Here is a 20,528-nt window from a genome sequence, read left to right as displayed (position 1 = left end):
TTTGGGTCCTAGTAGTGGCACGTCAGGCAGTCCTGCGACGCCTGTTGGTTGTTCTCTCGATGACACATGATGCACCAGCCCATCTCCAACTTCGCTGTGGGCAGGCCGTATTGCCAATACTTGGTGTCCGGCACCATGTGGAGTTTGTCGAGTTCCTCGACGGGGCCGTGACACTTCTGACAAGTGACCCCCGCCGCGACGTGGCGATTGTGTCGGAACTTGACGTATTCGGGCAAGCGATGAATCTGCTGCCAGACGATCGGCTTTTTCTCTTCCCAGTGCTCCTTCAAGATCTCGATGCCCTTGAGCTGATCGTATTCCTTGGGAAACTGTCCGTGGCAGCCCATGCACACTTCGACCGAGGGCATGCCCGCGGTACGAGAGCGATCGGTTTCGGAATGGCAGTACTGGCAGTCGATCTTGAATTCGCCCGCGTGGTGTTTGTGACTAAAGGGAATCGGCTGCATCGGGCCGGGCGCTTCGACATCCCAGGCCGCGTCATGAGAAATACAAGCCTTCGCGGTGGGAAACTTTTTGTCGAACTCTTTCGGGATTTCGATCTCGAGATGGGGATCGTCTTCCTTCATGGCCTTGAGCCGGTGCGCATCGCAGACGCTCTTGGCAACATGGGACTCGCCGTGGCTTGCGCTCGCGACGTTACCCCGAAAAGAGTCTCCAATAGAGACTCCAAACGGGGACAGATCGATCGACCCCACCAGGCCGATCAGAATCGTGGAGACCAGGAGCACTGCACTGGTACCCAAGCGTTGGCGACGCGTCCGAAAAAACCTGCTCATACGAGTTCCCATTGGCCTCCGCCGAGTTCCACTTTTCACAGTGAGTCCCGAAGCGAGATGCTCGGACCTCTGCGAAAAGCAGGGGCGCCCGCATTGACTGCCGCGAAACCCGTCGCACTCACGGGCCGAGCGAGAGAGCCGCTCGCTACGCCCAGTTGAACATCCACGAATTTCAGTCTGCGAGCGGCGATCTACGGACCGCTCTGTCTTTGTCTCTTTGTCTCTATGTGGTTTTTGTCTCTATGTGGTTTCTTGGTGCTTCAATTCGTTGCGTTTGTCGCATTTTTCGTCTTGAATTCTGCGCACGAAGGAGTGCTTTTGCGGACTTCGCGTCTTTCCGCGTGTGGGTTTTACGACTTCGCTCGTTCGCCGTCAACCGGCATTGGCCCAATTCGCATTTTCGATGGCGCATCGAATCGTTGCGCGGGCTGCTTCTGGAAATCGAAGTCGTGGGATTTACCGAAATTGGGGTCGAAACGGCGGGGCGATCCCCGAACTGAGAGACCGGGGTTCTACTGAGGGGGTCCTCTCCCCCATCCTGCTCGGCTTTCGATCGACGAACCTGGAACCCGATCCCGACGCAACGCCAGATCAGCGAATTCAGCGAGGGGCACAGCAGCCCATCAGCTCATTGTCGCACGTCGAAATTTGAACTACCCGTCTTCATGGTCGGGGTAGACGTTGTAAAATTGGACGCGCTGCCAACAGGAGAAACCACATGCCCGTCAGTGAAGAACTGCTCGAAATTCTTGTTTGCCCGGAAACAAAACAACGAGTTTCCCTCGCGGCCGATGAGATCATCAGACAGATCAACACCCGCATCAGTTCGGGTGAGCTTCGAAACCGTGGCGGCGACCCGATCAGTAAACCGGTAGACGAAGGTCTGTTGCGTGAAGACGGAAAGATTCTCTACATCGTCGACGACGGAATCCCAGTGATGCTGGTCGAAGAATCGATCGAGTTGTCCTGAGAAGCTGGGGCCGCCCCCCTGGTACTGCAACTGACACTGCAGACCCGCTACTGCGCAAACTCTCGACGCTTGAGCTGTTTTACGTAATCGCTCAGCTCGGGGTCCCGCGCCACCAACTTGGAGATCCGCTCCTCGAACTCGGCCGCCGAACGCTCGAGCGAATCGAGATCGAAACGCAGCCCGAGGCAATTGCCAAGAACCTGCACCAGGGCCAGGGCGCCGCGTGGGTTGGGCCGGGCATTGATGTAGTGCGGCAACCCGGCCCATATGCTCACGACATCGTACCCGTCGCGATCAAATCGATCCGTCAATACACCGAGGATGCCGGTCGGTCCCTCGTAGTCTGAGGTCTGCACGCCGATGCGCTCGAGAATCGTCGAATCGGAGGCCACGCCGGTCACCTGGACGGGCTGCGAGTAGACGATGTCCGCGAGGTAGGATCCGAGCAAGATGACGCGTTGCACCCCGATGCCTTTTACGACCTCGTTGATACAGTCGTAGAAACAGCGCCAACGCAAATGGGGCTCGACACCAATACAGGTCACTAGTTCATTGGGGTTCCCAGTGCCGTCGCTGGCGTCCAGCGCCATACCGTAGCGAAACAAATTGCTGGGCCATTGAATCTCACGACGGCCATCCGCTTCGATCACGACCTCGGGACGCGTCACGGTAAAGTCGTAGAAGATTTCCGAATCCACCTCCGCGAGTGGAACCGCCTTGATGGCGTCATTGACGAAGCCGAGCGCGGTTGTCGCAGACTCACCGGCGTCGTTCCATCCTTCAAAGGCGAAGATGGCAGTCGAACCCTGCAGCGCAGGCCGAACGAACATTCTGACGAGGTCGGTCACACCTCAACAGTGACACGCGCGGACCGGTTCCGACAAGCTATTTCTTTGCGATGATCGAAAGCTTTTCGAGTCGGCAATCATTTTCAACCACTACTCATGGCCTACTCATGCGGCACTCGGCGACACCCCGACCCTCGAGCACACAAATGCCCTGATTCGTGCTCAATTTTCTTGACATGAGCCGATCGAGTCTGATCGAAAAAATGCTTGACAAGCGAGCTCAAGACACGAAGCGATAGCCCCGCCCGCGAACGGAGACGATGTGCACGGGCTTAGCGGGGTCCTTCTCGATATAGCGTCGCAAGCGCACAATAAAGCTGTCGATGACTCGGGTGCGGGTTTCCGGCCGAAGCCCCCACACGTCTTCCAATAGCTGGCCACGGGTCATCACTTCACCATCGCTCTCGATCAGAGCCCGCAACAGACCCATTTCTCGCGTCGTCAATTCAATCTCACCCGTCGGAGTTTCGAGCAAAAAACGATCGAAGTGCAAAGTAACCTCGCCAAAACTGAGGCTACGCGGCCCCTCTCCCTCTCCTTCCACACCGTCCCAGCGCCTTCGGCGCAGCAGCACCTTGATCCGCGCGAGCAATTCATCGAGGTGAAACGGTTTCGTGAGGTAGTCGTCGGCGCCCTCTTCGAGACCGCGCACGACATCCTCGGGCGAATCCTTGGCGGTCAGCATCAGAATGGCGACAAAATTTCCCGATGCGCGGGCCCGGCGCGCGACTTCAAAACCACTCATGCGCGGCAACATGAGGTCGAGGATCACCAGATCGAACCCGGGGTTTTCGTCGGTGAGCAGATTCACTGCTTTCTGACCGTCGTCGGCCAGGGTGACCACGTGGTCTTCGAGCTCGAGATTGAATCGCAACCCGTCTGCGATGTGCTCGTCGTCTTCGACTACGAGAATTCTGGCCAAGAGCTTTCCTTCCCCGTGTTTATTGGGTCTGCAGCGGCGCCGTGCGCAGGGTCACCACGAAACGGCTTCCTCGGCCAGCGCCTTCACTCAGCGCCACCACCCGTCCACCTTGCTTTCGCACCAGACTTCTCACCACGAACAATCCCAGACCGAGGCCCGCGACCGTTCGCTGCACGTCGCGACCTACTCGATAAAAGCGTTTGAATATTTTGCGCAGCTCCTGCGGTGGGATTCCGATTCCCGAGTCGGCAATCTCGACTCGGACCCGATCGTCGCGCAGGGCTTCGACCTTCACCCGCACCTCCACGGGATTGTCCGAATACTTGACCGCGTTTTCGAGCAGATTATTGAAGATCAGTTCGAGTTCCGACGAATCGCCGCGAACGGTCGGAATCTGGACCGCGTGCAGGTCGACCGCATCCGGGGCCAACCGGTGTCGGCTGCGCACTTCTCCGATACAGGAATTCAGCAGCTGTGTCAGATCAATGCGTTCGCGAATCGGATTGCGGCCCTGCTCCTCCGCCCGAGCGGCGTCCAGCACCTGGGCGATCGTGCGGTCGAGTCGGTCGAGATCGTCGCTCATGCGATCGATGAATTCTCTGCGCTGCTCGACCGGAGGGTCGTGTCGCTTGAGGGTGTCGAGGTAGAGACGAAACGAAGCCATTGGTGTTTTCATCTCGTGGGTTACCGCGTCGAGAAAAGCCCGTTGACGCTGATTGCTGCGCATTTCCTGGAGCAACCAGGTGCAAAGGCCCGCGAGCCCGATCATGACAAGCAGAAAGAACAAGGTTCCGAAGATGAGGAACAGCCAATCTCGCCGGTCGAATCTCGGCCCGACCGGGTCGATGCCGCTCCACAACATGACCTGCCAGCCCACCGCCAGGGCGAGCAGCAGGAGCATCAGGACGATTCCCACGGTGAGTGGGGGAAGAATGGATCGACGGGACACACTTACCTCCGCACGGAGTCAAAGTCGTTAGGATACCATCTGTGCCGATCTGAGGAGGATCAAACGCTGGCTTCAAGACGGCCCCATCCCCTTTCGCTGTTCATCGCCTGCGCGCTGTGCCTGATGAGCTTCAGCCCGTCCCTCGTCACCGCTGGCCTGCCCGACGAGGGCGACTGTCCAGAAGTTTCACTCGACCCCGAGAGAGACGAAACCCGGGAAGACGCGGTCGCAATCGCGATCAAACCGGGCATGGTGTTGCAGCTGGAAGACCTGATCCTCCTCCGGCAGTTGATTCCCGCGGAATTCTGGCTGCATCGCGAAGTCTTCTTTCACGAGGGGATGCGACTGGAAATCGGACCCTGTCACCGCCGCTATCCAGTCCCCGCCTTCTACCGGTCGGCCAGCGCCAAGTTTGCAGGCCAGGCCCGGATCGACAAAGACGGGAACCTCGCAAACTACACAGCGGGCCTTCCCTTCGACCCCGATCAGATCGACCCCAAAGACCCTGATGCCGGCGCCAAGTGGGCATTCGATCTCGAGCAGCGATATATCGGCTCGGGTTTTCGGGGCGCGTTCCGGATTACCGACTTTCCCAACCGCGTGGGCAGCGTGCACGTGTACGACGGAAAGTTTTTCTTGCTCAAGGTGTCCCACCGGGCAGATCTCGCCGATCAGGACTACCACATCCCCAAAAAACAAAAGATGGCGCTAGCCGCCGGCGGCGAGTTCCTGCGCCCCTTCAACGCCCGGCATCTGGCGTGGCGTCAGTTTCGACCCACAAAGGCCGACAAACGCTACAGCGAGCCGGACGACATTTTCGCGTACATCCCGACCATGAGGAAGGTGCGACGCGCCGCAATCAACTGGGTCGATGGACTCTACGTTCCCCGCTACAGCGTGACCGGTGACGACGGGGGTGGGCACCTCGTCTTTGGAGCCGGCGGTTCGATCAGTCCGACTGCCGGACGTTCGATCGCAGTCTCTGAAGACATGCGTCGCGGAATGATCGGCATCACCCTGCGCGCCAACGCCTACCTCTGGCGCGTATTGGGAGAAACCGACGTCCTCGCCCCCATCAACGCAAGCCAAAGCGGCTACCCGACTTTCTCCGAAAGAAACTTCGGCCCGAGCGGCCTGTCCTTCGCCAACGACCGCTGGGACCTGCGCCATGCGGTCATCCTGGAGGGAGCCCTCCGAGTCCCAAATCTCGACGTCGCGTTCGTAAAGATCTACCTCGACTACCAGACGTTGCAACCGCTCTATTGGATTACCCGGACGAGCCGCCAACGTCTACTCGACGTTGGCGCCCTGGCGTATCAATTCAGCGACGATTCCGTTGCTGCCCCCACGTGGCCGGGAGGGGAACTCGCATCGGCCTTCCTGCCGGTGGCCGCCGCGTTTTATGATGCAGGAGCGAGAGCGGGAGGTTGGCGTCGCGAGTCGTATGACATGGAGACTGCGGCTGTGAGTAGAGATGAAGAACGCGCGATGACGACTTCGGATAGTTTGGGGCGGGGAAGGTGAAGGGAGTGTAGCCGTTGATGGGCATTGCGGTGGCGCGGACAGGGGGTGAATGAAAGTTTGCGGGTTGTGGTTGTGTTTATTTTGTTTATCTGACGCATTGACGTTGCGTGTTGTAAAGGGGCTCTCGAACCTTCGGCAACGATCACTCGTAATGGAAGTCCGGAAGACCTTCGCCCAGGGGTGTGAGCGCGGCGACTTTCGGCTGGTTGAGTATTCCATCCAACACAATCATCTTCACATGATCGTTGAGGCTGAGTCTCAAGATGCCCTCTCCCGGGGCATGAAGTCGATTGCTGCTCGTTTTGCATTGGCTGTGAATCGTGTCTTCAAGCGAACCGGTCAGGTGATTGCAGGCCGCTATCACGTTCAGCTTCTCACTTCGCCGCAGCAGGTGCGCAACGCTCTTCGTTATGTACTTCTCAACATTCGGAAGCACTTCAAACAGCGGAACGGTCATGCGCCACCGGTGAAGATTGACGAGGCCTCTTCGGGCAGCCAGTTCGACGGTTGGCGCGCAAGCTCTGAGAGCTTGCGCGTGAAGGCATCCATCCAGGAAGATGTAGGAGTCGCCAAGGCAGCGAGCTGGCTTCTCAGCAAAGGCTGGCGCAGACGCGGCCTAATCGACCTCTCCGCAATACCTGGCTAAAAGCTCTCCCCCACCCAGCTTTCTCGCCGATGCCCAGCCCGTCCGCACTACCAAACCGGCCCTTTTCCCTAACCGCCCAATGGGCAACCAAGCTGGGAAGAAGAATGACCCTCGAGACTTGCGGGCCCAAGCCCCGCAACAACAGCCAGCACCCGCCATCCCTTAAAACGTATACCGAAGCCTCATGAAAACCTCGTCTCGATCCCGGACCAACGCAATTCCATTTTCAACACCAACCTTGTAGGCGTACTCCCCGCGCTGATTGGATGCGGGAGCGACGCTCGCAATGGGCATCTCGTGAATTTGTTCTTTGCCCATGAAGATGTTGGCGCCCAGGATTATGGAGAATCTCTCTGAGTAGCGGAAGGTTACCTGGGGTAGTGCGGCACCCGAGCCGGACATGAAATCGTAGACGCCGATCATGGCGGGTAGCAGGCGGTCCTGGAAGTATCCGGTTTGGATGAACACGAGTCCCAGGATGTTGATCGGGCCGTTTGAAGGCATGCTGCTCTTGTAGCCTTCGCGATATTGGATGAACCATTGGGTGTTCAAAAAGAAGGTGTGGTTCGGGTTCAAAAAGTCGATGAAGGTTGGGCGGTCTACTGAGATTGTGAGGTTGAAGTCATTGACCGTGGTCAGGCCATCCCATTCGTCATAGTCGGCGACGCGGACACCTTCGATCCAGGTGAATTCAACGCCCCAGTTCGACTTGGTGACATCCTCGGCAAAGTCGACCGCGAGGCCGAGCACATTGCGTCGATCAAACTTGGCGATGATCTCACCGCCACTGTGCCAGATGAACGTTCGACGACCGAATTCACCGTTGCCCCCCGCCTTCACCGTGCGGTGCTGAACGCCAGCGACGGCGAAGATGTTCTGGATGACCCCACAGTTTTGCGGCGTGACGAAGCTGCAATGAGCGCCCGCCTCGATGAACTCCCCACTTCCCTCGGTAGATTCCGACTGGAGAATCTCCATGCCGATGAAGCGATTTTCGACATAGTCGTAGGTGAGCCGGAACTCCGCGACTCCCTGGGTGAGCGCGAGCCAGGGATCCGGGAAATCTTCAGTGGGATCGTGCGTACCCCACTCGTTTCCCGAGTAGGCGTAGTGGACTGCGAAGCGGCGGCGCTCGACCCCGCAGATTCTGATGTTGTCGAAGCGACCGGATCCCGGATCTGGAAGTTCCCGGATGTCTTCATGGCAGTTGCCCTGGGTTTGTCCAGCGCCGGGACCATTTACGTAGTAGGGAAGGATGAAGGTGTCGCCAATGCCCACTGGAATTGAGGAACTGAGACCAGTGGGTCCCGAGGTGATCGTCTGCATGATCTTCTGAAAATCTTCGTCGAAGGTGACGAGGAGCATCATGAAGTTATAAGAGAAACCCGCCAACTCACTGCTGAAGATGTCGCCGGTAAAGGGCTGACCATTGCCCAGTTGGTTATTCGTACCCGGGACGAATCCGGTCTTGAGCACAGCGCAATCCGGACAATTTGGGGTCGGCCTGTTCTGGGGGGCAACGACCGGAACAGCATTGGCGAGCGTGATCCCCTGGCCGGGCAGCCTCAGTGTCACCCCCGAAGAAGTTGCACTCTTCAAGTGGAGTTCGAACGGACTGCCGTCGACGTTGATGTCGTAGCCCTCGTCCCATTGATTGTGGTACTCCGGCTTGTCAGTAAACCCAACCAAGCTGTCGTGACATATTGAACCCGGATCGGGGCTGCACACGATTCCAGGATACTTGATGTACTCGCCTGACCCTGGGTCAAACAACTCGGGCGAATCCGGGACATAGGCGTGGAACAAGAAGAAATCTTCGTTGATGAACAAGACCTCGTCGGCGGCGTTGCCTACACGAAGATTGGAGCCGCCGGAATACATGAAAACTTGGGCAAACGACAAGAATCCGCCAAGAAGCTGAACCACGGCTTGGCCATTGTCGCCTCTCGAGTAATCGACCAGGCCTCTGCACCCCGGCAACCGGGTCGGCGCCGTGATCGTATTGCCCGAGGCATCCGTCCGGGTGCGCCCGCCAAGATCGTTCGTCGTACACACGGGAGTATCGATACCGGCCTGCCGCCAGCGGAACGTACCCGGCTGCAACATCGGATCGACGGTATTGATCAGTGGATTGCCACTGGCGTCGAGTTCACGAGTCAGAAACGGAATCCAGCCGTCGGTCCTGGGATAGATTTCAACGTCGCCACGACCCGCGGTTCTCATCTGTTTCTCAAAGATGTTCAACGACTCGAGCGTGCCTTCGATGCCCCAGAACGATTGAAACATCGCGCTGGCGTCCGCGTTGAGCAGATCCAGACCCGAGTAGTCACAGTTCGTACCGAAGAACGGGCCGCATCCGAGCAGCGCTTCCTGTTCCGGGGTCAATGATTTGCTGAGCTTTCCCTGGGCCAGACCGCAGCCGATGCTGTTGACGTTGGACGAATTGAGGTTCAGAGGATCGAAGTCCGACCCCTGGTGCTGGGGATCGAAGCAGTTGTAGTTCTCGATCTCTCGTCGGGCGATCAAACCGGGGTCGGTAAGGTCGGTGTTCGTCGCGTCGAATGTTTGCAGCGCCACAACGGGCATGGAAATTGGAAGAAACTCCGACGTCTTGCCCGACTGAAGGGTCAGCAAATTGTTCTTGGCCGGCTGCCCGCCCACCAACGCCCCGATCAAAAGCGAGATGGGGCCGATGCCGCCAACATCCCGGGTGCTGCCGAACACCGTCTGCGCACAAGCGTTCGGGTCCAAGCTCAAGAAACCCACTGTCGACGAACAAACCCAGGTAAAGAAGTTCAGGTTCGCGGGGTGTTCGTCGAGAGCATTGCCGGTGATGAAAGCGCGGTAGCTGTTGTTGACGGGCGCGAGCTGAACCTCGGGATTGACCACTCCCGGTATCTCTCGCAACTCTCGAAGGCCCAGCACGGACGCCGTGAGATCACTCAAACTGGCGTTGGAAGGCAAGTCGGCGAGATAGGGTTCACGGTGGGTTGGCCCCGGACGCAGGCACGATTCCGGCACATTGCCGGCCTGGTACTGCGCCAGAATCGACGGGCTTCCGAACCCTCCGCTTCCGTTTGCACTGATGCCGTCGATGTACCCCTGTACGTCGCTGGAGTTTGGGTCGAGGCCGGCCGCAATCCGGGTGGTGATGATGTCCTGATCCAAGGTGCCGCAGGGCCCGGTGAAGCCCATGCGCCTTGGCCGTCCTGAAAACGGATCGACGTTGCGTGAAAAGTGGCTGATGAACTCGATGGTCGGAAGGTCGTTGTAGCCCCAGAAATCGGTCAGTGCGAAGCTGAAGCGATCCCAGCGCCATTCGACCCGACCACCAATCTCCCAACCGCGCGGGTCGTACCAGCGGTATGGCGGTAGCACGATACCGGCTACGCCAATGCCCGTCATACCGTGGACCAGAGAGCCCAGGGTCAGTTGGCAGACCACGTTGGGCGTAAAGGCCTCGCCGCAGGCGCCGAGATCACTGGCCGAAAAATCATCGAAATTGAAAGCGAGCTCGACGCGCACGTCCGATAGCGGTCCAATTTCGTAGAGAGAGTAGACGCCGCGGAAGGCCCACAAATTGATGCGCGTCTCTTCGAGGCTGCCCAGAGAAGCGAGTGCCAGGTCCTGGGGGTTGAATTGATCGGTCGTGCGAAACAACTCGGTCTTGCCCCAGACAATGCTCTGCTTTCCGACCCGGAGCCACAACCGACTATCCATCAATTCGATGTCGAGATATGCCTCTTTCAGTTCCTTTTCGTCTTTCTGGGCGTAGCCTCGATTCCAGGCCCGTTCGCTCTGTGACATGTTGAAGGGATAGAGGGTGCGCCGGCCGGAGTTGAGAAATTCGGTGAGAGGTTTGCTGGGAATGTAGTTGCCACGAGCCACGGTATCGCTGCGTGTTGCGCTGATGACGTAGTGGGTGCCAAAGCGGATCAGGTACTTGGCAATTTCTTCGTCGCAGTCCACCCCGGCATCACAGGTGAGAGCATGACCCGTAGCCTCCATGGCCGTGATGCTGTCTTCGACCGTTTCGAGCAGTCGATCCGAGCAGTCCCACTGTGATTCGAGACAGTCGAGAGAGCGAATTTTCTCGAACGCCTGCTGGATCACGCTATCGAGCACACTGTCTGTCGCGGCGCCGCAGCTCAGGTTCGTGCCGCACTCGACATCGTACCCTTCGCGGTCCATCTCCTCCTCGAAGACCCGCCCAAAACAACCCATGTCCCCGGTCTGGCATACCGTGCGCTGGGCGACCTGCAGACCGTGGTAGTACTCCTCGAACCTGAGGTTGTAGTCCGACGTGTCGACAATATCGCCGTTCAGGTCGTACTCGATCGTCGAACCCAACTCGCTGACGAAACAACTGGTGCCGGTGACCGCACCGCCGCCGTCGGTAATTTGGTTGCAGCTGACGTTGAATTCGATCTCTTCGATGTCAGGTCCAAAATAGAACGCTTCGTCGTGATCGACGATTGAGGTTGGGCGGTATGGCTTGGCTCCGTTCCCACCCGCGCCGAGCTGGGGATAGGTCAGCGTTACTTGCTGCGGGGTCATTCCAGCTCGCAAGAACTCCGAACTGATTCCAGCACCCGAAGCGTCGAGGTTGTACTCGATCTTTTCCGCATCGACGTTGTTCATGCCGGGCGCGATGTCGCTGACCAGAAGCGGCAGGCGCAGCGCGATCGAATTGTTGGCTTCTTCGGGAAACGTCAAGTTCACGGTGACGGCAACCGTCGGATCGGTTTGAAACACACTGTCGAGATCGCCCAACATGACTCCCGGCGGGAAGGGAGAGTCCGAGGCTTCCCACTGGTTTAGATAATCGACCTGGCGGTCGTTGTGGTCCAGGTAGCCCACGAACAGAATGTCGTTCACCGCGGCGGAGTCGAAGGGATTTGGAGTCCCCGACATGCTCCCGATGAGATCGACCCTGTTCTTGGGCAACCAGGGCCCCAGGCGCGAGATCGCACCGGTGCGCGTGTGAATCTGAGTGAATTTGTGATCCTTGAAGTCTTCGAAGTTCAGACTGAACGGCGTTGGACCCGGGTAGCAATTGAAATATTGGGGATTGTCGGTTTCACATCCTTCGCCCGGTTCGGGAGCGAGCAAATTGTCGTCGCCCTGCTGATTTCCGACGGTGACCTGAGCGATCGTCTGGCCATCGGTTTCGGCAATCAGCCGAAAGCCCGACAGGTCGCTGAGCACGACGGGATCCGTGGTGTCCCCGGACAGACGCTCCCCGTGTGCGATGAAGAGAACGCCCGCGGTATCCTGATCGTTGCCGTTGCTCAAGCGCCGAGGAAGACTCTTCGCCTTGTTTCCATAGGCGTTGATCGAGCGGAACATCCCGCATCCGTGGGAATAGACGCAGTCGTAGCGAACTTCAAGTCGCACGAACGCCGAAAGAAGATCGATTCCCATCCAGGTGTCGTCGATGATGTCGAGTTCGATTTCGACGTTCAGCACCTGATACCACTGGGCGACATCCCAGTCTTCGCTGAAATCTTCGTTGAGCACCCGCAACTGGCTTTCGAAAAAGCCGTGGGCTTCGAGACGTCCGTCGAAGAATTCGAATGCTGTCGCGGGGGGCGTAAAAATCGCGAGTGCGGCAATCAGCAGCAGTGAGCGGTGTACGACTGACTGGGCCACCCCAAGGCGCATACCGACTTCCACTCCTGTATTCAGCTCTGCACCATTCACGAAAACCGAAATCCGGGCTGGCACAACCCGCGCAACCACACCACAAAGCACAGCCCCAGGGCTCGGGGGAGCGGCCCACGCGGCGGAGCACTCTCCCTCGGGAGTTATACCGTCGAGAGTGGTTCGGTGACAATGTATTTTTGCGGGGGCCCTGCTGAGCGAGCGACGCCAAAAGGGCGAAAAACCTCGCAGGGTCCGGAGCTTGTCCGGGCCCTTATGCCCCGGGCCGGATCAGGGCACCAGCGCGACCGGCACCGGCATGATGTTCCAGGTGAACACCCCGCCCTCGCCCTTCGGGCGTTGGTAGATGACCTCCCGAACCAGTCGACTGCCATTCCAGGTATAGCGCCGCACCTCTTTGTGCTTGTCGCTCGCGACGTAGAGTTCGTCCCGGCCGTCGCCGTCGAGGTCGGTCAGAATCGCGGCGTGCTCGAAGCCCCCGGATTTCTTGTCAATCGATTCGACTTTCCAGGGTGACATGGGATCGGCACCGGGCCGCAACAACCACAAACCACTGCTGTAGGCCGCGGCTACCATCTCGAGCTTGCCGTCGCCGTCGATGTCACCCACGGTCAAGAAGCGACAGAGATAGTCGGGGAATTCGCCGATCACGACTCCCTGGGTCGGGTCCGTGTCTGCTTCGTAACGTCGAATCTCCGTGTTGACCTCGATCTTTTTGGTCTCTTTGTTCAGGCGACCCTCGACGACAACGTAGAGTTCGTCCTTCCCGTCTCCGTCGACATCACCGACGAAGATTTCCTTGGCATGCCGATCGCCCAGATCGGCGACGATCGTGCGCCCAGCGCCTGTGGCCGGCACGTAGCGCGTAACCATGCCCGACTGCGGTGAGCCGTCCAACCGGTTCGGCTCGCTCGGAGTGGCATAGACCTCGAGGACTCCGTCGCCATCCAGGTCGCCAATTTCGATCTCGTGGACAAAGGTGTCGGGCTCGCTGTCGATTTCCACCACCTCGTAAGTTCCGTCGGCCAGCGGATGGATCGTGGCCACGACGCCCTGGTCGTGGGTCGCCACGGCCATGGACGCGGCGCCGTCTCCGAACAGATCGCCGATCTCGACGTCCCGCATGCGGCTGAACTTGCCGCCGAAATCCTTCTCCCAGAGCGTCTCTGCTGCGAACCCACTCTCGCCCTTGCTCCACAGCTTGAGCTTCGCAGCCGTCCCGCCGAGGCTGAGGATCATGCTCTTTCCGTCCGCGCCCGTGTAGTGCATCGCCTTGTGGAAAACATCGCTCCCCTCGTCCTCGAGCTGGGTCATCTTCCACTGTCCGTCTTTGAAGGTCAGAAATTCAAGCCGCGCCGGCAGGGTCTGCGGGGGCTTGCCCTTCACGTAGGGTGCAAACGAGGCCAGGCTGAGCACCAGGGCATTCGGCAGATCGGGGGCGACCGCTGCTTCGACAGGAGTTGGGGGGGTCGGGTCGGAGGCGGGGGCCTCCTTGTCCTTCGACTCCCCACAAGCCACGACCGAAAAAGCCAGTGCTAGCGCCAGACAGCGGGTGAGCACTGGGGAAACAGTCAATTTTGCGTCGCGGTACATATTGGAACCTCCGGTGTTCTGATTGAGACGACAGGGGGTTTAGCAGCCCAAATCCAGCGGGGCTCACCCCCAGCCGAGCAATCGGTCCGGGAGACGCAAACTCACCGGATCGATTAAACTGCGAGAGACCGGTGGAAGTGTTATCTAGCGGCAGTGGCTCAGCAAAATCTACAGCCTCCCCGCGGAACAAGGGACGTTTACCCCGAAGATCAGCGATTTCGGGACTGGCTCTTTGGCCACTTTCGCGAAATCGCCCAGAGATTCGCCTTCGAGGAAGTGGACGCCCCGATCGTCGAGCACGCCGAGCTCTTCATGCGCAAGGCTGGCGAGGAGATCGTCGACCAGCTCTACCACTTTGAGCTCCACGGCCGGCATCTGGCGCTGCGACCGGAGATGACCCCGTCAATCGCCCGCATGGTGATGGCCCGGGCCGGCGGCATGCGCTTTCCGATTCGTTGGTACACGATCACCCAGAACTGGCGCTACGAACGCATGACCCGGGGCCGCAAGCGCGAACACTACCAATGGAACATGGACATCTACGGCGAAGCGGACGTCTCGGCTGAGGCGGAGTTGATCGCAGCGGTGATCGCGTTGGTCGACGCAGTGGGCCTGGCCAAGGGCGACGTCAAGATCCGCCTCAACAGCCGAAGTCTATTGGAGGAGAGTCTGCGCGCCGGTGCGCTGAAGGATCGGCCCGAAGCCTTCGAACCCCTGTGCGTCGTGATCGACAAGATTCAAAAGATCGGTCCGGACAAAGTGATCGATATGTTGGTGGACAAAGAAGGTGCCATCGCCCTCGACCCCAGCTCCGCTCGCGATGTTGTCCAAATGCTATCAATCTCCAAGCTGGACGACGCGATCCACGCCGCGCCCAAAGACTCGAACGCCGCGGCGGAATTGCAGCGTCTCTGGCGCATGCTGGAAGCCTATGGCATCGAAGACCGTATCGTCTTCGATGCATCGGTGGTGCGGGGTCTCGCGTACTACACGGGGGTGGTATTCGAAGCCTTCGACAGCGACGGTGACCTGCGTTCGCTCTGCGGCGGCGGACGCTACGACGGTTTGACCACCACGCTCGGTGGGCCGAGCATTCCGGCGGTCGGGTTCGGTTTCGGCGACGTGGTGATCGCCGAATTGCTTGGGGACAAGGGCTGCATGCCCGATCTCCCGCGAGTGCTGGACGCCGTGGTCTACGCCTTTGGCGATGAACAGCGATCCGCGGCAATCGGCGTCGCCAACCGGCTGCGAGCGGCCGGACATCGGGTCGAACTGGTGCTGGGTTCCCCCAAACTCAAACGCGTGATTGCAGACGCGGACCGCAACGGCGCCAAGAAACTGTATCTGCTGGGCCCGGACGAGTTGGAACGCGGCGTGGTCAAGCAGCGGGAACTGGGCACCGGCGAGGAACGCGAAGAGAAGATCGCAGACTTCGCTCCCGGGCCACCGCAGTAGGGAACATTTATTTGTCGGTCTTGTCCGTCGAATAGAGAGTCGCGTACGCGTAAATCAAAGCCAGGCTTCGATGCGGACGCCAGCGCTCCGAGAACTCCCGCATCTCTGCTTCGGTTACCTTCTCTGTGCGACCCAGCATCTCCACCGCGATCTTTTTGATGACGCCCAGATCGCCTGCAGGAAATATGTCCACTCTGCCCAGGCCACGCATCATCGAGGTTTCGGCGGTCCAGCGGCCAATCCCCTTGTAGGCAATCAGGCGCTCGATCACTTCTTCGTCGGCCAGCCGGTCGAGTTCGCTTTCTTCGAGTTCTCGAGTCGCAAATGCTCTGGCGATCCGGCGAATCGCGCCGGCCTTGGCGCCGCTGAGTTTGAAATTCCTCAAACTGGTTTCGCGGATCCGGGCGATGCGCGCAGGCGTTGGAAAGGCAATGAAGGTTTCCCCGTCTACCTCGAGTCGCTCGCCGTAGCGTCGCGTGAGTGCCTCGTAGATCGAATACGCAAACTTCAGATTGACTTGTTGCGCGAGTATCGATGTCAGTATCGCCTCGAACAGCGTGGCTCCACCGCACAGAGACATGCCCTGGTGGGAGCGAATGGAAGCGGCCAACAAGGGGTCGTCGCCAAAGGCTCGGTAGAACGGGCGCAACTTGCAGCCGGCACCGAGCGACTGTCGAACCACGCGTTCAGCGGCGACGCGCGATGCGGGATCGTCGACGGCTTCTCCGATGAGTTGGATGTGCAAGATGGCCCGGGCGGCAGAGCCCGACTGGACGACGCTCATCAGCGCCAACTTGCCATTCAAATGCAGACAACGACGGTGCTGACCGTCTGGGTCCATGCGATCGACTACTTCGGTAAAGCGAACCAGGCGCGCCGCGGTGCGGGAAAGCGAATAAGGGCGTTCCGGTTTCAGCTCGAATTCAATCCGTTTCACGGCGGTAACCTAGACCGTTCGGTCTACGACTCGCCACAAGGCCGGGTTGCGGTGAAATCGCTTCGCGCCGAACATGTAGGGCGACGTTCGACCACGCAGTGATACGGGAGGTGTTGGCCCATGGTGAAAGTCATAAAACTCGGCATTAAGCGACCCGTGAAGCACCCATTGCTTCCGGACCCCGAGCCACGCGACGTAAACTACACATTGATCTCGGTAGACGATCATCTGCTCGAACCAAAACATACCTTCGAAGGTCGGCTGCCTGCGAAATTTCAGGATCAGGCACCCCGGGTGATCGAAACCGAGGAGGGCCACGAGGTCTGGATGTACGAGGAGCAACCGTACTTCCAGGTCGGCTTCATGTGCGTGGCCGGCAGACCCAAGGAAGATCACCGCATGGAACCCTGTCGGTTCTCCGAGGTCCGGGCCGGCTGCTACGACATCGACGCTCGCATCAAAGACATGGACATCGGCGGCATTTACGCGTCGGTCAACTTTCCATCTGGCGTCACGGGTTTCGGCGGCACCTTGTTTTCCGAATCCAAGAATCAGGAACTCGGGCTCGCTTGTGTTCATGCCTGGAATGATTGGCTGTTCGAAGAGTGGTATTCCCCGTACAAGGATCGCATCGTGCCCCTGGGCATCACGTTTCTCTCCGATCCCGAAAAAGGCGCGGACGAGATCCGCCGCAACGCGGCACGGGGATTTACCGCCGTCACCTTTCCCGAGCAGCCCCACGAGTTGGGCTACCCGTCGGTTTTCGACTCCTACTGGGATCCCATCATTCGAGCGTGCACCGAGACGGAAACCGTTTTGAACCTGCACATCGGGTCCTCGGGTTTCCCCAAGATGCCCGCGGGCGCTCCCATGCTCGAACTCGGTTCGACTCTGTTCGGGCCGATGGCGTTATCTGCCTGCGCGGAGTGGTTGTGGAGCCCCTGGCCCGTGAAGTACCCGGATCTCAAGATCGCGATGTCAGAGGGTGGCATCGGCTGGGTCGCCATGTTGATCGACCGTGTCGACAACATCATGGCGCGCTCGGGATATGGTCAGAACTGGCCGGACAAGAACAATTCGCCCAGTGACGTCCTGCGGCGAAATTTTTGGTTTTGCATGATCGACGACCCGTCGACCATTTCCACCCGACACACCATCGGTGTGGAAAACATCCTCTTCGAATCCGATTTTCCGCACGGTGACGGGACCTGGCCCGACACCCAAGCAGTCATGAAAGCGGTATTGGGAGATTTGCCTGTCGAGGAGATCCGAATGATTGCCCACGAAAACGCGGCCAAGCTGTATCGGCATCCTCTGCCGAGTCCGCGCCTGCCCTGAGCTTGTCTACCTGACCTTCTCTACCGGACACTAATGACGTGCGCGGGCGAGAACTTCACGCGACCCGACTTTCCGGTGTAGGTCCCGCGAATCAGCTTGCCGTAGATCGGATGGGTTTCGTAACCCAAAGGCGATGCCTTTTCCGTCCCGTAGAAGTAAGCACCGACCAGCGGGAAATCTCCGGCCTTGTCGGGGGCCTTCAAGGTGAAGATCACCTTGCTTTTCGACCAGGTCCCGGCGACCGCATCGGACTCGACCCCGGTCACATTGACGAAGGTGAGATTGCGGCCGAGGCGCTCGGGGCGCTTTGCCATCCACTCCGTCTGCGGAGCGCCATCGGGGCCGATGATGGTCGGCGCTCCGACTATTTCCCAGCCGACGACGCTGGCGGACCGGGCATACCAACGATGGGGCCGATCGACCAACGCCAATCCTACTACGGGTCCGGCGCCGCCGGTCAAACGCACGGTCAACTGGAACGTCTCTCCTTTGGCGACTTGCGGCGGAAATTCCAGCGTGATCGTCGAGTTGGCATCGACCGCCTTGATGTGAGTCACCAGCGTCTGGCGCTCCGCCTCACTCAGCTTTCCATAGCCCTTCTCCCCGGCGAGGATCGGTGCGAAGTGCTTGCGTTCTGCCACTTCCTTTTCTGCTCGCTCGCCCGCTCCCTGAAGAGAGGCCTCGTCGAGGGACGAATGGCATGCCGCGCAGTAGGGAATGACGTCCGTTTGAAAATCGGGTGTACCTCCCGGGTAGGCCGAGACAAGGGCCGGTGCCATGACGATCGCGAACGCAATATGTGCAAGGAACCTTGCATCGTTCATTTCACCGCCTCCTGATATTCCGAGTGACAGCGCGCGCACTGCTGTCGCACGCCCGTGGTATCCAGATAGAACGTAGCGCTATCGTCCCCGCCATCGTGAACAGTGTGACATTCAACACAGAGAACGCCGAGATCTGCGTTGTGTACCGAGAGATCGTGAAATCGTTGGGACAGGTCGTCGGCATCTATATCTAGCGCATATTTTGTGTGGCATTGCCTGCAATCGGCCTCGCCCAGGGGATACTGCATATGATCCGGTTCGTCGAAGTCTCCCGTCAGCCAAACCATGGCGTCCTTCGCGGCCAACAGCTTCACCTTGGCCCGGCCCAGCCAGCCAACCCCACCGTGGCAGTCGATACAGCGAAAATTCCGGTCGCCAGCTTCGGACTCGCGTTTGGAGGAACCGTGGGCACCGGCGAGGTTGTGTACCGGACGGGCGTCGAAACCCTCACGAATCCCCACGTGAAGCACTGCGCCCGACGGTAGATGACAGGCAGTGCAGAAATCGTTGTTCGCCTCCAGCGCGTCGGTTACGAGCCATCCCGCGCAAGCGGCCACGACGCCTACCAACCCGATCGCAATTCCCTTCCAGCTGTCCACTGCGCGAGCTGCCTCCCGCTTTCGCGTTTCGTGCACTGCAGATTCGAACTACGGCGATCACGAAGAGCGGCAAGCATAACGCTTTCGACACAGCGCATTCCCCACTGGGTCTCGGAGTGTCGGATACTCCGGATCCCAAGATAAGGAAGCGAGGAAGAAAGCAAGGCGTTGATCGGTTACGCTTGCGCGCCCGAATCGACATCAGGAACCGAGACCATGGCCAAAATCAATGAAAACTTCCGCAAGCTCGCCGCCGGATATCTATTTCCAGAAATCGGACGCCGGGTGCGTGCCTATACCGAGGCGAATCCCGATGTGGATCTCATCCGGCTCGGAATTGGCGACGTCACCCTGCCGCTCGCTCCCGCTGTCGTCGCCGCGATGCGCGATGCCATCGACGAGATGGCAACCGACAAAGGCTTTCGCGGCTATGGCCCCGAGAACGGCTACGACTTTCTGGTCGACGCCATTTGCGAACACGACTACCGGGCGCGGGGGATCGATATCGACGCGGACGAGATCTTCGTTTCTGACGGCAGCAAACAGGACAGCGGCAACATCCAAGAAATTTTTGGCCATGACACTACGCTGCTCGTGACCGATCCCAGTTATCCGGTCTATGTCGATACAAACGTAATGGCCGGCCGCACCGGCGAAGTCGACGCTCAAGGCTACTACAGCGGGATCACGTACCTCGCGGCAACCGAAGAGAACGGCTTCATGCCGTCTCCACCCTCCGAAGCCATTGATCTCGCTTACCTGTGCTCACCCAACAATCCCACCGGAGCCGTCGCGACCCGGGAAAACCTCGGGTCATGGGTCGCCTGGGCAAAGGACTGCGACGCAGTCATTCTCTTTGATGCCGCCTACGATGCATTCATCCAGGACGACTCCCTCCCGCGATCAATCTTCGAGATCGAAGGTGCCAAGGATTGCGCGATTGAAATGCGCAGCTTCTCCAAGCGAGCAGGCTTTACCGGAGTGCGTTGCGCATACATGGTGATCCCCAAAGCCCTAACGGGAACAACCGCAGCAGGAGAGCGCGTTTCCTTCAACCAGCTATGGGGACGCCGACACGCGACCAAATTCAACTCCGTTCCCTACGTGATCCAGCGCGCCGCCGCCGCCACCTACACGCCCGAGGGCCGGGAACAAACCGCCGAGCAGGTTCATCACTACATGGAAAACGCCCGCTTGCTGCGCGAGGGACTCGCCGCCGCAAACTTCACCGTATTCGGCGGCGAACACGCCCCCTACATCTGGATGCGTACACCCGATGGCCAGAGTTCGTGGGACTGCTTTGATTCAATGCTTTCCCGCGCACAGGTTGTTGGAACTCCGGGCTCGGGCTTTGGTCCATCGGGGGAAGGCTACTTTCGAATTTCCGCATTTAATTCACGCGAGAATGTGGAAGAGGCGTTGCGGCGTATTACGGCGGTTGTGGGGAGTTAGGGGGCGGGGG

The 20,528-nt window shown here is 59.2% G+C and carries 15 protein-coding genes; 6 read left to right on the top strand and 9 right to left on the bottom strand.

The genetic code is table 11. The features are described from left to right. Positions 1 to 8: 8 nt before the first annotated feature. Positions 9 to 797, bottom strand: coding sequence for a cytochrome c3 family protein (locus tag IH881_14075; protein MCH7868819.1), 789 nt, complete (start codon positions 795 to 797; stop codon positions 9 to 11). A gap of 718 nt (positions 798 to 1,515) precedes the next feature. Between IH881_14075 and IH881_14070 the strand changes: the two genes are divergently transcribed. After that, positions 1,516 to 1,767, top strand: coding sequence for a hypothetical protein (locus tag IH881_14070; GenBank protein MCH7868818.1), 252 nt, complete (start codon positions 1,516 to 1,518; stop codon positions 1,765 to 1,767). A 47-nt stretch (positions 1,768 to 1,814) separates the two neighbouring features. Here IH881_14070 and IH881_14065 read toward each other — a convergent pair whose 3' ends face one another. From IH881_14065 to IH881_14055, 3 genes are all read right to left on the bottom strand, one after another. Beyond that, positions 1,815 to 2,615 (bottom strand): PAC2 family protein, encoded by an 801-nt coding sequence (locus tag IH881_14065; GenBank protein MCH7868817.1) that lies wholly within the window; start codon positions 2,613 to 2,615, stop codon positions 1,815 to 1,817. Positions 2,616 to 2,835: 220 nt separating this feature from the next. Beyond that, positions 2,836 to 3,537, bottom strand: coding sequence for a response regulator transcription factor (locus IH881_14060; GenBank protein MCH7868816.1), 702 nt, complete (start codon positions 3,535 to 3,537; stop codon positions 2,836 to 2,838). Between the two features lie 19 nt (positions 3,538 to 3,556). Next, entirely contained in the window at positions 3,557 to 4,486 is a 930-nt protein-coding gene (locus IH881_14055) for a HAMP domain-containing histidine kinase (GenBank protein ID MCH7868815.1), read from the bottom strand. Between the two features lie 123 nt (positions 4,487 to 4,609). Here IH881_14055 and IH881_14050 point away from each other — a divergent pair, with 123 nt between their 5' ends. Both IH881_14050 and IH881_14045 read left to right on the top strand, forming a co-directional pair. Further along, positions 4,610 to 6,010 (top strand): DUF1329 domain-containing protein, encoded by a 1,401-nt coding sequence (locus IH881_14050; GenBank protein MCH7868814.1) that lies wholly within the window; start codon positions 4,610 to 4,612, stop codon positions 6,008 to 6,010. 151 nt (positions 6,011 to 6,161) lie between these two features. Next, entirely contained in the window at positions 6,162 to 6,656 is a 495-nt protein-coding gene (locus tag IH881_14045; protein ID MCH7868813.1) for a transposase, read from the top strand. A gap of 162 nt (positions 6,657 to 6,818) precedes the next feature. Here IH881_14045 and IH881_14040 read toward each other — a convergent pair whose 3' ends face one another. Then, the gene (locus tag IH881_14040) at positions 6,819 to 12,359 is read right to left on the bottom strand and encodes a hypothetical protein (GenBank protein MCH7868812.1); all 5,541 of its coding nucleotides are present in this window, start codon (positions 12,357 to 12,359) and stop codon (positions 6,819 to 6,821) included. 231 nt (positions 12,360 to 12,590) lie between these two features. After that, positions 12,591 to 13,913, bottom strand: a complete 1,323-nt coding sequence (locus IH881_14035; protein MCH7868811.1) for a VCBS repeat-containing protein — start codon at positions 13,911 to 13,913, stop codon at positions 12,591 to 12,593. A 153-nt stretch (positions 13,914 to 14,066) separates the two neighbouring features. On the opposite strand from IH881_14035, the gene hisS reads away from it, so the two are divergent. Further along, positions 14,067 to 15,368, top strand: a complete 1,302-nt coding sequence (gene hisS, locus IH881_14030) for a histidine--tRNA ligase (protein ID MCH7868810.1) — start codon at positions 14,067 to 14,069, stop codon at positions 15,366 to 15,368. Positions 15,369 to 15,375: 7 nt separating this feature from the next. Here hisS and IH881_14025 read toward each other — a convergent pair whose 3' ends face one another. Beyond that, on the bottom strand, positions 15,376 to 16,305 hold the full coding sequence (locus IH881_14025; protein ID MCH7868809.1) for a DNA-3-methyladenine glycosylase 2 family protein: 930 nt from the start codon (positions 16,303 to 16,305) through the stop codon (positions 15,376 to 15,378). A 120-nt stretch (positions 16,306 to 16,425) separates the two neighbouring features. Here IH881_14025 and IH881_14020 point away from each other — a divergent pair, with 120 nt between their 5' ends. Next, positions 16,426 to 17,643 (top strand): amidohydrolase, encoded by a 1,218-nt coding sequence (locus IH881_14020; GenBank protein MCH7868808.1) that lies wholly within the window; start codon positions 16,426 to 16,428, stop codon positions 17,641 to 17,643. Positions 17,644 to 17,663: 20 nt separating this feature from the next. Here IH881_14020 and IH881_14015 read toward each other — a convergent pair whose 3' ends face one another. Together IH881_14015 and IH881_14010 are read right to left on the bottom strand one after the other, a co-directional pair. Next, positions 17,664 to 18,467, bottom strand: coding sequence for a hypothetical protein (locus IH881_14015; GenBank protein MCH7868807.1), 804 nt, complete (start codon positions 18,465 to 18,467; stop codon positions 17,664 to 17,666). Next, positions 18,464 to 19,066: a NapC/NirT family cytochrome c gene (locus IH881_14010; GenBank protein ID MCH7868806.1), complete on the bottom strand. Its 603-nt coding sequence runs from the start codon at positions 19,064 to 19,066 to the stop codon at positions 18,464 to 18,466. Before IH881_14010 ends, IH881_14015 begins: the two co-directional genes overlap by 4 nt. A gap of 216 nt (positions 19,067 to 19,282) precedes the next feature. Between IH881_14010 and IH881_14005 the strand changes: the two genes are divergently transcribed. Beyond that, positions 19,283 to 20,518: an LL-diaminopimelate aminotransferase gene (locus IH881_14005; protein ID MCH7868805.1), complete on the top strand. Its 1,236-nt coding sequence runs from the start codon at positions 19,283 to 19,285 to the stop codon at positions 20,516 to 20,518. Positions 20,519 to 20,528: the final 10 nt, after the last annotated feature.

The sequence above is a fragment of the Myxococcales bacterium genome, assembly GCA_022563535.1.
GTDB lineage: Bacteria > Myxococcota_A > UBA9160 > UBA9160 > UBA4427 > DUBZ01.
Note: the sequence above shows the minus strand (reverse complement) of the source record. Positions and strands in the feature narration are given on the sequence as shown.